Consider the following 12,467-nt stretch of genomic DNA (forward strand, 5'->3'; position numbering starts at 1 on the left):
GTAGGCGTCAGAAGACCTCCGACCCCGCCTGGCCGTAGGCGCGCCGGGCCGGGACGGCCGGGGCGTCCACGGGGATCTCCACCACCTGCTGTTCCCGGGCGCCGATCTCGGGGACCGCGCCGGTGGGGGTGCCCGTGGTGGCGGCGACCAGGGCGGCCGGGTGGCCGCCGCGGCGGCGGATCGCCCCGGCGAGCAGCGGGCGCCCGCTCGTGTGCAGGGCGACGGCGGTCATCGGCAGGGCGATCACCAGCAGACCGGCGGCCAGGATCGCGCCCATGACCGGGAACCCGGCCTGCGCCGACAGCACGCTGCCGGCCAGCGGCCCGGCGGCCGTGCCCAGCGAGGACGCCGAGCCGACGAGCACCGCCCAGCGGCCGCGCGGGTCGAGCGAGGCGGCGAGCCCGATCAGGTACGACAGCACCACCGGGTACAGGGTGTTCCAGGCGATCTCGCCGGTGGCGAAGCTCGTCAGGTCGGTCGCGGAGGCGCTGAGCACGATGCAGCCGGCGATCAGGACCGTGCCCGCCCCGATCGGCACCGCACGTCCCAACCGCGCCCCGATCGCGCCCGCCGCGAGGACGCCGGTCAGTCCGGCGCCCAGCGCCACGGCGAAGACCGCTCCGACGGTGGCCTCGCCGAGGCGGGCCTGGGTCAGCCCGATCTGTCCGCTGACGCCCCACAGGGAGTTCTGGGCGAGCGACCAGCACAGCATGGCAGCGGCCAGCACCAGGCCCGAACGGGCATGGGGCAGCCGGGCGTTGTGGTGCCGCGCGGGCGCGGCGGGCGTACCGGCGGGCAGGCGGCCGGTCAACGGCCATACGGCCAGGGCCGTGAGGGCGATCGCGGCCAGGGGCAGGCCGTGTCCCGGGCCGAGGTGCGGGACCGTCAGATACACGGCGCCCGCGAGGGCGGAGACGGTGAGCAGCCCGGCTGTGGAGGCCCGGTGCGGATCCCGCTGGGCGGCTATCAGGGTGGCGGCGACGGTGGTGGCCGTGCCGGATCCGAATCCGCCGACCATCGCGCCGGCGACGACCGCCGGGACCGTGGTGGTCAGGGCGGCGCTGCCGTAGCCGAGCAGGGCCAGCGCGAGTCCGAGCCGGGCGAGGCTGCGGGCCCCGACACGTTCGACCCGTGAGGCCAGGGCGAATCCGGCGGCAGCCGAACTCAGCAGCAGCGCACTGCCGACGGCGCCGGCCTGGGTGGCGGAGAGCGGAAGGCCCGAGTCGAGTCTGCCGACGGTGGTCGGCAGCAGGTACGGGGCGAGGTACCCGGCCGTGAAAAGGGCGACGAGGGGCCAGGGGGTGGTGCGGGGGGCGAGCACGGGCGTTCCCAGGGCATGCGAAAGGAGCGGTGGAGGTGGGGGAGGGCGACGACCGTCGACGGACAGGAACGCGCGGGCAATTTGTATCAAGCAAGTAGTCGTACGAGTTAACCCGCGGGGTGTGATGTGGCGCACGTTGCGTTTGGTGCGGTGAAGGCCGGGTAGACGAGGGCCTTTCGCCAGGTGGCGTGGGGGTTTCCGCTAACGCCAGTGCACCGATCCGGCCCCCGGAACCGTCGCCTCCACCTTGGCCCGGATCTCCCGCATCACGGCGACGATCCGCTCCTCGTGCTCCGGCGTGAGCCGGGCCACCGGCACCGAGCAGCTGATCGCGTCCAGCGCCGGGGTGTCGTAGCGCAGCGCGAACCCGAAGCCGACGATGCCCATCACGCCCTCCTCGCGGTCCACGGACCAGCCGCGGGCCCGGACCCGTGCGAGGTCGGCCGCCAGGGACTCCCTGCTGGTGTGCGTGTTCGGGGTCAGCGCCTCGTACGGCCCCTCGGGCAGGTCCGCGTCCGGGCGCTGTGCCAGCAGGGCCTTGCCCAGGGCCCCGGCGTGCGCGGGCAGGCGCCGCCCCACCCGGCTGATCGTGCGCAGGTACTCGTGCGACTCCCGCGTCGCCAGATAGGCCACGTCCCGGCCGTCCAGCCGGCCCATGTGGATCGTCTCGCCGAGCGCCTCGGACGCCTCGTCGAGATACGGCCGCACGACCCTGACCCGCGGATCGGAGTCGAGGTAACTGGTGCCGGTGAGCAGGGCGTGGATGCCGATGCCGTACAGGGATCCGGTGACGTCCGTGCGGACCCAGCCGCGCGAGACCAGGGTCTGGAGCAGCGCGTACATCGAGCTGCGCGGCACGCCGAGTGCGTCGGCCAGCTCCTGGAGCCGGGCCGGGCGGTCGCCGCGCGCCGCGAGGAGTTCCAGCAACTCGACCGTGCGGGCCGCGGACTTCACTTCGCGGACGCCACCTGTGTCTGACATGTGCCGATCGTAATCGGGCCGCCCCGTGCGGTTGACGTTCGCCTACCCAGCCCTCATTCTCATACATAAATGACGTCTACATAAGGAGATGGCGGGGGATGACCGAGGAGACGACCGTGAGCGCCGGCCCGGGTGCGGTCGCACACCGGCTGCGGAAGGGCATGGCCGGGGGCGTGCTGTCCTTCCCGCTCACCAGCTTCCGCGACGACGGCGGCCTCGACCCGGACGGCTTCCGCGCCTACGTCGCGGACCGGCTCGCCGCCTCGCCCGGAGCCGTCTTCCCCGCCTGCGGGACCGGCGAGTTCTTCTCGCTCGACGAGGACGAGTACCGGCAGGTCGTCACCATCACGGTCGAGGAGGCGGCGGGCCGCGTCCCCGTCGTCGCGGGGATCGGCTACGGCTGGGCGCAGGCCGTCAGGTTCGCGCGCATCGCCGAGGACGCCGGCGCCGACGCGCTCCTCGTGCTGCCGCACTACCTCGTCGCCGCCCCGCAGGACGGACTCGTCGCCCAGCTGGAACAGATCGCCGCCCGCACCCGGCTGCCCCTGATCGCCTACCAGCGCGGCCAGGTCACGTTCACCGCCGAGTCGCTCCGGCGCATCGCGGCCCTGCCGGGCGTCATCGGCCTCAAGGACGGCCACAGCGACCTCGACCGGCTCCAGCGCCTCACCCTCGCCGCGCCCGAGGACTTCCTGTTCTTCAACGGCGCCGCCACCGCCGAGGTCCAGGCCCGCGCCTACGCCGCCGTCGGCGTACCCGCCTACTCCTCCGCCGTCCACGCCTTCGCCCCCGAGATCGCCGGCGCCTTCTTCACCGCCCTGCGCGACGGCGACCACGGCACCGTCGACAAACTGCTGCGCGGCTTCTACGTCCCGCTCGTCGAACTGCGCGACCGCGTCCCCGGGTACGCCGTGTCCCTGGTGAAGGCGGCGGCCCGGCTGCGCGGCCACCCCGTGGGTCCCGTCCGCGCCCCGCTCACCGACCCCTCGCCCGCCGACCTGGCCGCCCTCACCGCCCTCCTCACCGCGGGACTCGACCTCGTAGGAGCCGCCCTGTGAACCTCGCCATCACCGACGTACGGCTGACGCCGATCCTGGTCGCGGACCCGCCGCTGCTCAACACGCAGGGCGTGCACCAGCCCTACACGCCCCGGCTGATCGTCGAAGTCGTCACGGCGGACGGGGTCACGGGCCTGGGGGAGACCTACGGCGACACCAAGTACCTGGAGCTGGCCCGGCCCTTCGCCGAGCGGCTGAAGGGGCGGCAGGTCAGCGACCTCAACGGGCTGTTCACGGTCGCGGACCAGGTCGCCGTCGACCGGTCCCGGGTCGACAACGCCGTCGACGTCGGCGGGCTGCGCGGCGTCCAGACCGCCGACAAGCTGCGTCTTTCCGTCGTCTCCGCCTTCGAGGTCGCCTGCCTCGACGCCCTCGGCAAGACCCTCGGACTGCCCGTGCACGCGCTGCTCGGCGGCAAGGTGCGCGACGCCGTCGAGTACAGCGCCTACCTGTTCTACAAGTGGGCCGGCCACCCGGAGGGTGTCGCCTGCGAGAAGGACGGCTGGGGAGCCGCCGTCGACCCGGCCGGGGTGGTGGCACAGGCCCGCCGGTTCACCGAGCGGTACGGCTTCACCTCCTTCAAGCTCAAGGGCGGTGTCTTCCCGCCCGACGAGGAGATCGCGGCCGTCCGGGCGCTCGCCGAGGCGTTCCCCGGGCACCCGCTGCGGCTCGACCCCAACGGCGCCTGGTCCCTTCAGACCTCGCTGAAGGTGGCGCGGGAGCTCGGGGACGTCCTGGAGTACCTGGAGGATCCGACCCTCGGTACCCCCGCCATGGCCGAGGTCGCCGAGCGGACCGGGGTGCCGCTCGCGACCAACATGTGTGTGACGACCTTCGCCGAGATCAAGGAAGCGTTCACCAGGGGCGCCGTCCAGGTGGTGCTCTCCGACCACCACTACTGGGGCGGACTGCGCAACACCCAGCAACTGGCGGCCATCTGCCGCACTTTCGGAGTCGGCGTGTCGATGCACTCCAACACCCACCTGGGCATCTCGCTCGCCGCGATGACCCACGTCGCGGCCACCGTCCCGAACCTCCACCACGCCTGCGACTCCCACTACCCCTGGCAGTCGGAGGACGTGCTCACCGAGCGGCTCACCTTCGAGGGCGGCACGGTGACCGTGTCCGACGCCCCCGGGCTCGGCGTGGAGCTCGACCGTGAGCGGCTGGCCGTGCTGCACCGACGGTGGCTGGATGACGACGGTGCGCTGCGCGACCGCGACGACGCGGCGGCCATGCGGGTCGCCGACCCGGAGTGGGTGGCGCCCTCGATGCCCCGCTGGTAGCCCCGGCTCTCCGGTCGCTCAGGGGGCGCGCGGGCGGCCGGTGCGAGCTGACGGAACGGGTGGGTCCGGCGTGATCGGCGTCACGTTGTCAGTGATGTGGTGCAGACTGGCCTGATCCGCACCACGTCAGGGAGCGCATCGTGATCGCGTCCACCGCCCCGGCAGGAAAGGGCCCGGCCGGAAAGGGATCGCACCGCCAGAGCCAGGTCGATCCCCTCGCCCCGCTGCGCGCGCCGGACGACCCGCCCTGGGACGTCTACCTCACCGGCACCGTCTTCCTCGACATCATCTTCACCGGCCTCGACTCCGCCCCGGTGCGCGGGACGGAGTCCTGGGCGCGCGGGATGGGGTCGAGCCCCGGCGGCGTCGCCAACATGGCCACCGCCCTGGCCCGCCTCGGCCTGCGCACGTCACTCGCGGCGGCCTTCGGCGACGACCACTACGGCGACTACTGCTGGGACGCCCTGGAGCACGGCGAGGGCATCGACCTCTCCCCGTCGCGCACGGTGCCCGGCTGGCACTCCCCGGTGACGGTCTCCATGGCCTACGAGGGGGAGCGCACGATGGTCTCGCACGGCCACGAGCCGCCCCCGGAGGAGCCCGCCCCCGAGTGCCCGCCCCGCGCGCGTGCCGCCGTCGCCTCCCTCGCCCCCGGTGTGAGCGCGCCCTGGATCGCCCAGGCCGCGGGCAAGGGCACCCGGGTCTTCGGCGACGTCGGCTGGGACGACACCGGCGCGTGGGACCTGGCGGCGCTGCCCGACCTGCGCTACTGCGAGGCGTTCCTGCCGAACGCGGAGGAGGCCATGCGGTACACGGGCGCGGACTGCCCCAGGGCGGCGGCGCACGCGCTGACCGACTACGTGCCGCTCGCGGTGGTCACGCTCGGGGCGGACGGGGCGTACGCGGTGGACCGGCGCACGGGGGAGACCGCGGAGGTGCCGGCGATCGAGGTCGAGGCGCTCGATCCGACGGGGGCGGGGGACGTGTTCGTCGCCGGGTTCCTGACCGGGACGCTGGCGGACTGGCCGCTGGCGGACCGGCTGGCCTTCGCCGGGCTGACGGCGGCGCTGTCGGTGCAGGAATTCGGGGGGTCGTTGTCGGCGCCGGGGTGGTCGGAGATCGCGGCGTGGTGGCGGCGGGTGCAGTCGGTGGAGGGGCAGGATCCGGAGGCCTTGCGGCGGTACGGGTTCCTGGCGGGGCTGGTGTCGGAGGAGTTGGTCAGGCCCTGGCCGTTGCGGCGTGCCGTGCCGACGATCGGGTTCCGGCGCTCGGCGTGACCGTCCTGGCCGTCCAGGGGGCTCCGCTCCTGGACCCCCGGACCTATGTCCACCCACCGCCCGAATCGGTCGGCCAAGAAGTGCCCTCGCCTCCGAAACCGTCGCTCCAGATCCCCTGGTGGGAAACCCCGCCCCCAAAACCCCTACGGCGTTGTCAGTCCCCCGTCGTACCCTGGGAATCGCGAGGCCGCCCTCAGCTACGCGGCCGTGAAGAGGAGGAACCGCAGGCCTTCAGCGCCGGCCCATGACTCAGACACCCACAGCTCACACCCCCGCGCAGGAGCAGGCGAGAGCGCAGTTCACCGTCCCCGCCCAGCACCCCATGGTGACCGTGCTGGGTTCCGGCGACGCCCTCCTGCGCGTGATCGAGAAGGCCTTCCCGGCGGCCGACATCCACGTCCGGGGCAACGAGATCAGCGCGGCCGGCGACCCCGTGGACGTCGCCCTCATCGCCCGCGTGTTCGACGAGATGATGCTGGTGCTCCGCACCGGACAGCCGATGACGGAGGACGCAGTGGAACGCTCGATCGCCATGCTCAAGGCGAGCGAGAACGGGGAGAGCGACGGCCAGGAGACCCCGGCCCAGGTGCTCACGCAGAACATCCTGTCCTCGCGAGGCCGCACGATCCGCCCCAAGACGCTCAACCAGAAGCGCTACGTGGACGCGATCGACAAGCACACGATCGTCTTCGGCATCGGCCCGGCGGGCACCGGCAAGACGTACCTGGCGATGGCCAAGGCGGTGCAGGCCCTGCAGTCCAAGCAGGTCAACCGCATCATCCTGACCCGCCCGGCGGTCGAGGCCGGAGAGCGGCTCGGATTCCTGCCGGGCACGCTCTACGAGAAGATCGACCCCTACCTGCGCCCGCTCTACGACGCGCTGCACGACATGCTCGACCCGGACTCCATCCCCCGGCTGATGGCGGCGGGCACGATCGAGGTCGCGCCGCTCGCCTACATGCGCGGCCGCACGCTCAACGACGCCTTCATCATCCTGGACGAGGCCCAGAACACGAGCCCCGAGCAGATGAAGATGTTCCTCACCCGCCTCGGCTTCGACTCGAAGATCGTGATCACGGGTGACGTGACGCAGGTCGACCTCCCGGACGGGACGAAGAGCGGTCTGCGGCAGGTGCAGGACATCCTGGACGGCGTCGAGGACGTCCACTTCTCCCGGCTGTCGTCCCACGATGTCGTCCGGCACAAGCTCGTGGGCCGTATCGTCGACGCGTACGAGCAGTACGACACCAAGCACGGCACCCAGAACGGCACGCACAAGGGCCGCGGCAAGTCCGGGCACAAGGGGAAGTAGACCGAGCACCAGCATGTCGATCGACGTCAACAACGAGTCCGGTACCGAGGTCGACGAGCAGGCGATCCTCGACATCGCCCGCTACGCGCTCGCGCGGATGCGCATCCACCCGCTCTCCGAGCTCTCGGTGATCGTCGTGGACGCCGCCGCCATGGAGCAGCTCCACATCCAGTGGATGGACCTGCCGGGCCCCACGGACGTCATGTCCTTCCCGATGGACGAGCTGCGCCCGCCGTCCAAGGACGACGACGAGCCGCCGCAGGGGCTCCTCGGCGACATCGTGCTGTGCCCCGAGGTCGCGGAGAAGCAGGGCAAGGAAGCGGACACGCAGCACTCCATGGACGAGGAGCTCCAGCTCCTCACCGTCCACGGGGTGCTGCACCTGCTGGGCTACGACCACGAGGAGCCGGACGAGAAGGCCGAGATGTTCGGCCTCCAGGCGGCCATCGTGGACGGCTGGCGCGCGGAGCGGGGCCTGACCGGGCCCTCCCCGGCGCCGACGGTCTCTTAAGCCCGCCGATGAGTCCGCAACTGGCCCTGGGCGCGGTGGCCCTGGTCGTCGTGGCCTGGCTCTTCGCCTGCGCGGAGGCGGGCCTCGCGCGCGTCTCCAGCTTCCGCGCCGAGGAGGCCGTGCGCTCCGGCCGCCGGGGCAGCGCCAGGCTGTCCCAGGTCGCCGCCGACCCGACCCGCTACCTGAACGTGGCGCTGCTGGTGCGCGTCGCCTGCGAGATGGCCGCCGCCGCGCTGATCACCTACGGCTGCCTGAAGGAGTTCGACGGCACGACCGAGGCCCTCCTGATCGCCATCGCGGTCATGGTCCTCGTGTCGTACGTCGCCGTCGGCGTCTCCCCGCGCACCATCGGCCGCCAGCACCCGCTGAACACGGCGACGGTCTCGGCGTACGTCCTGGTGCCGCTGGCCCGGATCATGGGCCCGATCCCGTCGCTGCTCATCCTCATCGGCAACGCGCTCACCCCCGGCAAGGGCTTCCGCCGGGGCCCGTTCGCCTCCGAGGCGGAGCTGCGGGCGCTCGTCGACCTCGCCGAGAAGGAGTCGCTCATCGAGGACGAGGAGCGCCGCATGGTGCACTCGGTCTTCGAGCTGGGCGACACCCTCGTCCGGGAGGTCATGGTGCCGCGCACGGACCTGGTGGTCATCGAGCGCTACAAGACCATCCGCCAGGCCCTCACCCTCGCCCTGCGCTCCGGCTTCTCCCGCATCCCGGTGACCGGCGAGAGCGAGGACGACATCGTCGGGATCGTGTATCTGAAGGACCTGGTCCGCAAGACGCACATCAGCCGCGACGCCGAGTCCGAGCAGGTGTCCACGGCGATGCGCCCGGCGTTCTTCGTGCCCGACACCAAGAACGCGGGCGACCTGCTGCGCGAGATGCAGAAGGAACGCAACCACGTCGCCGTCGCCGTCGACGAGTACGGCGGCACCGCCGGCATCGTCACCATCGAGGACATCCTCGAGGAGATCGTCGGCGAGATCACCGACGAGTACGACCGCGAACTGCCGCCGGTGGAGGACCTCGGCAAGGACCGCTACCGGGTCACCGCCCGCCTGGACATCGGCGACCTGGGCGAGCTGTACGGCCTGGAGGCCTTCGACGACGAGGACGTCGAGACGGTCGGCGGCCTGCTGGCGAAGGCGCTGGGCCGGGTTCCCATCGCCGGCGCGTCGTCCGTCGTCGCCCTCCCGGACGGCCGGGAACTGCGCCTGACCGCGGAGGCCGCGGCAGGCCGCCGGAACAAGATCGTGACGGTGCTGGTGGAGCCGGTGGACCCGGCGGATCCTCCACCGGACGAGGAGGAGCAGCCGGAATGACTCCGCAGGAACTGCGCGCGTTCTGCCTGTCGTTCAACGCCGCGGTCGAGGACTTCCCGTTCAGCCCCGAGATCTCGGTCTTCAAGGTCCAGGGCAAGCTCTTCGCCCTGTCGCACCTCGACGCGCGTCCCCTGAAGGCCAACCTCAAGTGCGACCCGGACGACGCGATCCGGCTCCGCCGCGAGCACGAGGGCCTGATCGTCCCCGGCTGGCACATGAACAAGCGGCACTGGAACACGGTCACGTGTGACGGGGGACTCCCGGACCGGCTGGTCCGGGAGCTGATCGAGGACTCGTACGACCTCGTCGTCGCGGGCCTGCCGCGAGCGGACCGCCTCCGCCTCGACCGGTCCTGAAGCTTCCGTATGCTCGGATCATGACCGACAGCAGCGCGCTCGACCCCGAGGACCGCAAGATCGTCACCCTGGCCCGTTCCGCGCGGGCCCGCAACGGCGTGCCCGAGGGGGCGGCCGTACGGGACGAGACCGGACGTACGTATGTCGCGGGGACCGTGGCCCTCGACTCCCTGAAGCTCAGTGCCCTCCGGACGGCCGTGGCGATGGCGGTGGCCTCGGGTGCGACGTCCCTGGAGGCCGCGGCCGTGGTGACGGAGGCGGAGACCGCGTCCGACGAGGACCGGGCGGCGGTACGGGATCTCGGTGGCGCCCGGACGCCGGTGTTGGTGGCCGGGCCCGACGGGACGGTCCGGACCACCGTGACGGCCGGCTGAAGTCTGCTGTAACCGGCGGTAATTAGGCGCGAATTCAACCTTGCCGCCGTCTGTCCCAGGCGCATCAATGGGAACCGCAAGTTCCGACGGACCGTCAGGTTCGGCGCTCGCATGACGTGCCCGCACGCACGGCCGAGCGTCCCCCCACACGGAAACGGAGCCGGAATCCCATGAGACGCAAGCGAATCGGAGCAGGTGCCGCCCTGGCGGCCGGGGCCCTCGCGGTCACCGGGCTGGCCTTCGCCCCCGCCGCACTCGCCGTCACCCCCCAGACGGCGACGATCAGTGCCGACTGCGGCACCTTCGGCAGTGGCGAGGCCACGCTCACGGCCACGCAGGACGGCACCGCCGCCACCCTCACCGTCAAGTCCTCGGCGATCACGGCGCCGATCGCCCTCGGCGAGGACTCGATCGCGTCCACCCTCACCCTCGTGAAGGCCGGCGGCGGCACCGTCGACTTCACCGGCACGCAGAACCCGGCGATGGCCGCCGGCGCCCCCGTCGAGGTCGGCCCCCTCAGCGGCACCGTGGCCTCCGGCGACAGCCTGGAGGCCTTCGGCGGCTCGCTGAAGATGACCGTCTTCGGCATCACCATCACCTGCACGGCGACCGGGCCGCAGTCGCCGGGCCCGTTCGTGTTCGACTGATCCCGGCCGGGCCGGGCGCGCACGTTACAGCGCGTCCGGCCCGCGCTCGCCCGTCCGCACCCGCACGATCGTGTCCACGGGCAGTGCCCATACCTTGCCGTCGCCGATCTTGCCGGTGTGCGCGGCCTTCACGACCGCGTCGATGACGGCCTCCGCGTCCGCGTCCTCGACGACGACCTCGATCCGGACCTTCGGCACCAGGTCGACCTGGTACTCGGCACCGCGGTACACCTCGGTGTGGCCGCGCTGCCGGCCGTAGCCGCTGGCCTCGCTCACGGTCAGGCCCTGCACGCCGAGCTCCTGCAAGGCGTTCTTGATCTCGTCGAGGCGGTACGGCTTGACGATCGCGGTGATGAGCTTCATGCCTGGGGTGACCTTCTGGGCAGGGGAGACGAGGGGCGGGGAGACCGGGGCCGCCGTGGCCCGGGATGCCGTGATCGTAGGCCGTCCCGGAGTGCGCCGGAAGGTCCGGGGCGTCTGTGGCCGGAGGCACGGGGCGGGCGGTTCGGGCGCCTGTGCGGCAGGGCTCCGTGGATCAGGGAGAATGGGCGCCATGAGCGTTCGTACCCAGTCATCCGAAGAGCCGGCCGAGGCTGTCCACCGGGCCGGCTTCGCCTGCTTCGTGGGCCGTCCCAACGCGGGCAAGTCCACCCTCACGAATGCTCTGGTCGGCCAGAAGGTGGCGATCACGGCGAACCAGCCGCAGACGACGCGGCACACCGTGCGGGGCATCGTGCACCGTCCGGACGCCCAGTTGATCCTGGTCGACACCCCGGGGCTGCACAAGCCGCGCACGCTGCTGGGCGAGCGGCTGAACGACGTCGTGCGCACGACGTGGGCCGAGGTGGACGTGATCGGCTTCTGCCTGCCGGCGAACGAGAAGCTCGGCCCCGGTGACCGCTTCATCGCGAAGGAACTGGCGTCCATCAAGAAGACGCCGAAGATCGCCATCGTCACCAAGACCGACCTGGTGGACAGCAAGACGCTCGCCGAGCAGCTCATCGCGATCGACCAGCTCGGCAAGGAGCTGGGCTTCGAGTGGGCGGAGATCGTCCCGGTGTCGGCGGTCGCCGACCAGCAGGTGGACCTGCTGGCCGACCTGCTCGTCCCGCTCCTGCCGGAGGGCCCGGCGCTCTACCCCGAGGGCGACCTCACCGACGAGCCCGAGCAGGTCATGATCGCGGAGCTGATCCGGGAGGCCGCGCTGGAAGGCGTCCGCGACGAGCTCCCGCACTCCATCGCCGTGGTCGTCGAGGAGATGCTCCCGCGCGAGGACCGCCCCGCCGACAAGCCCCTGCTCGACATCCACGCCTTCGTCTACATCGAGCGCCCCAGCCAGAAGGGCATCATCATCGGCCCCAAGGGCAAGCGCCTGAAGGAGGTCGGCATCAAGTCCCGCAAGCAGATCGAGGCGCTGCTGGGCACCCCTGTGTTCTTGGACCTGCATGTGAAGGTCGCCAAGGACTGGCAGCGGGATCCGCGGCAGTTGCGCAAGCTGGGGTTCTGAGGTTGCAGGGCGCGCTATAACGCTGTCGCCAGGCTCGCCCAGACCGCGTTGCCGCCGGTGAGGGGCGAGCGTGTGACTCCCCAGCTGTCGGCTATCTCGCGGACGAGCAGCAGGCCGCGGCCGCCCTCGTCGTCGAGGCCGGGACAGTGGTCGGGGATGCCCCGGCCCGTGAGGTCGCCGTCGTGCACCTCCAGCCGGAAACGCCCCTGCGTCCTGCGGCCGACGCCGCACAGGACCCACGCGCCGGGCGTGTGCAGAACGGCGTTGGTCACCAGCTCGGACACCAGCAGGACCGCGTTCGCGCACACGTCGTCGGGTATCCGCCAGGAGGCCAGCCGCGCCTGCGTGGCATGACGGGCGACTCTGACGCTGGTCCGGTGGGACGGCAGTTCCAGCCAGTGCGTGCGGCCCGGGCGCACCGCGTCCAGGAACTGGGGGGTGGAAGTCGTGTGGGGGGACACGGCGTTCGCCTTCCGTGGGGGTGGGCGCAGTCAAGGAAGGGGCGAGGCGCGAATCGG

Annotated in this window: 14 protein-coding genes; 10 read left to right on the forward strand and 4 right to left on the reverse strand. The window is 72.0% G+C overall.

What is annotated here, in order from left to right; genetic code table 11:
- Positions 1-7 precede the first annotated feature (7 nt).
- Together ABZ192_RS10695 and ABZ192_RS10700 are read right to left on the reverse strand one after the other, a co-directional pair.
- The gene (locus tag ABZ192_RS10695; RefSeq protein ID WP_356924138.1) at positions 8-1,321 is read right to left on the reverse strand and encodes an MFS transporter; all 1,314 of its coding nucleotides are present in this window, start codon (positions 1,319-1,321) and stop codon (positions 8-10) included.
- 201 nt (positions 1,322-1,522) lie between these two features.
- On the reverse strand, positions 1,523-2,302 hold the full coding sequence (locus ABZ192_RS10700) for an IclR family transcriptional regulator (RefSeq protein ID WP_356924139.1): 780 nt from the start codon (positions 2,300-2,302) through the stop codon (positions 1,523-1,525).
- A gap of 98 nt (positions 2,303-2,400) precedes the next feature.
- Between ABZ192_RS10700 and ABZ192_RS10705 the strand changes: the two genes are divergently transcribed.
- From ABZ192_RS10705 to ABZ192_RS10745, 9 genes are all read left to right on the forward strand, one after another.
- Positions 2,401-3,360 carry a 5-dehydro-4-deoxyglucarate dehydratase gene (locus ABZ192_RS10705; RefSeq protein ID WP_356924140.1) on the forward strand — a complete coding sequence of 320 codons (960 nt, stop codon included), beginning with the start codon at positions 2,401-2,403 and terminating at the stop codon, positions 3,358-3,360.
- Positions 3,357-4,646: a glucarate dehydratase family protein gene (locus tag ABZ192_RS10710; protein ID WP_356924141.1), complete on the forward strand. Its 1,290-nt coding sequence runs from the start codon at positions 3,357-3,359 to the stop codon at positions 4,644-4,646. The genes ABZ192_RS10705 and ABZ192_RS10710 overlap by 4 nt, the downstream gene beginning before the upstream one ends.
- 140 nt (positions 4,647-4,786) lie before the next feature.
- Complete coding sequence (locus tag ABZ192_RS10715) at positions 4,787-5,923, forward strand: PfkB family carbohydrate kinase (protein ID WP_356924142.1); 1,137 nt, start codon at positions 4,787-4,789, stop codon at positions 5,921-5,923.
- Between the two features lie 244 nt (positions 5,924-6,167).
- Positions 6,168-7,235 (forward strand): PhoH family protein, encoded by a 1,068-nt coding sequence (locus ABZ192_RS10720; RefSeq protein WP_356924143.1) that lies wholly within the window; start codon positions 6,168-6,170, stop codon positions 7,233-7,235.
- 13 nt (positions 7,236-7,248) lie between these two features.
- A complete protein-coding gene (ybeY, locus tag ABZ192_RS10725; protein ID WP_059414063.1) occupies positions 7,249-7,746 on the forward strand; it encodes an rRNA maturation RNase YbeY in 498 nt (165 codons plus the stop codon).
- A gap of 8 nt (positions 7,747-7,754) precedes the next feature.
- Entirely contained in the window at positions 7,755-9,065 is a 1,311-nt protein-coding gene (locus tag ABZ192_RS10730; RefSeq protein ID WP_356924144.1) for a hemolysin family protein, read from the forward strand.
- A complete protein-coding gene (locus ABZ192_RS10735; RefSeq protein WP_356924145.1) occupies positions 9,062-9,421 on the forward strand; it encodes an MmcQ/YjbR family DNA-binding protein in 360 nt (119 codons plus the stop codon). Before ABZ192_RS10730 ends, ABZ192_RS10735 begins: the two co-directional genes overlap by 4 nt.
- A 20-nt stretch (positions 9,422-9,441) precedes the next feature.
- Positions 9,442-9,795: a cytidine deaminase gene (locus ABZ192_RS10740; RefSeq protein WP_356924146.1), complete on the forward strand. Its 354-nt coding sequence runs from the start codon at positions 9,442-9,444 to the stop codon at positions 9,793-9,795.
- 170 nt (positions 9,796-9,965) lie between these two features.
- On the forward strand, positions 9,966-10,442 hold the full coding sequence (locus tag ABZ192_RS10745; protein ID WP_356004251.1) for a hypothetical protein: 477 nt from the start codon (positions 9,966-9,968) through the stop codon (positions 10,440-10,442).
- A gap of 24 nt (positions 10,443-10,466) precedes the next feature.
- On the opposite strand, the gene ABZ192_RS10750 is transcribed toward ABZ192_RS10745, so the two are convergent.
- Complete coding sequence (locus ABZ192_RS10750; protein WP_020270516.1) at positions 10,467-10,805, reverse strand: P-II family nitrogen regulator; 339 nt, start codon at positions 10,803-10,805, stop codon at positions 10,467-10,469.
- A gap of 181 nt (positions 10,806-10,986) precedes the next feature.
- Between ABZ192_RS10750 and era the strand changes: the two genes are divergently transcribed.
- A complete protein-coding gene (gene era / locus ABZ192_RS10755; protein WP_356924147.1) occupies positions 10,987-11,949 on the forward strand; it encodes a GTPase Era in 963 nt (320 codons plus the stop codon).
- Positions 11,950-11,963: 14 nt separating this feature from the next.
- On the opposite strand, the gene ABZ192_RS10760 is transcribed toward era, so the two are convergent.
- Complete coding sequence (locus tag ABZ192_RS10760) at positions 11,964-12,410, reverse strand: ATP-binding protein (protein ID WP_356924148.1); 447 nt, start codon at positions 12,408-12,410, stop codon at positions 11,964-11,966.
- Positions 12,411-12,467: the final 57 nt, after the last annotated feature.

Source organism: Streptomyces sp. NPDC006235, assembly GCF_040613735.1.
In the GTDB taxonomy this organism is placed as follows: Bacteria; Actinomycetota; Actinomycetes; order Streptomycetales; family Streptomycetaceae; genus Streptomyces.

What these genes read in the sequence shown, in the direction of transcription:
- ABZ192_RS10700 (WP_356924139.1), bottom strand. Translation starts at nt 2,302, where the DNA reads ATGTCAGACACAGGTGGCGTCCGCGAAGTGAAGTCCGCGGCCCGCACG.
- ABZ192_RS10705 (WP_356924140.1), top strand. Translation starts at nt 2,401, where the DNA reads ATGACCGAGGAGACGACCGTGAGCGCCGGCCCGGGTGCGGTCGCACAC.
- ABZ192_RS10720 (WP_356924143.1), top strand. Translation starts at nt 6,168, where the DNA reads ATGACTCAGACACCCACAGCTCACACCCCCGCGCAGGAGCAGGCGAGA.
- ybeY (WP_059414063.1), top strand. Translation starts at nt 7,249, where the DNA reads ATGTCGATCGACGTCAACAACGAGTCCGGTACCGAGGTCGACGAGCAG.
- ABZ192_RS10730 (WP_356924144.1), top strand. Translation starts at nt 7,755, where the DNA reads ATGAGTCCGCAACTGGCCCTGGGCGCGGTGGCCCTGGTCGTCGTGGCC.
- ABZ192_RS10735 (WP_356924145.1), top strand. Translation starts at nt 9,062, where the DNA reads ATGACTCCGCAGGAACTGCGCGCGTTCTGCCTGTCGTTCAACGCCGCG.
- ABZ192_RS10740 (WP_356924146.1), top strand. Translation starts at nt 9,442, where the DNA reads ATGACCGACAGCAGCGCGCTCGACCCCGAGGACCGCAAGATCGTCACC.
- ABZ192_RS10745 (WP_356004251.1), top strand. Translation starts at nt 9,966, where the DNA reads ATGAGACGCAAGCGAATCGGAGCAGGTGCCGCCCTGGCGGCCGGGGCC.
- ABZ192_RS10750 (WP_020270516.1), bottom strand. Translation starts at nt 10,805, where the DNA reads ATGAAGCTCATCACCGCGATCGTCAAGCCGTACCGCCTCGACGAGATC.
- era (WP_356924147.1), top strand. Translation starts at nt 10,987, where the DNA reads ATGGGCGCCATGAGCGTTCGTACCCAGTCATCCGAAGAGCCGGCCGAG.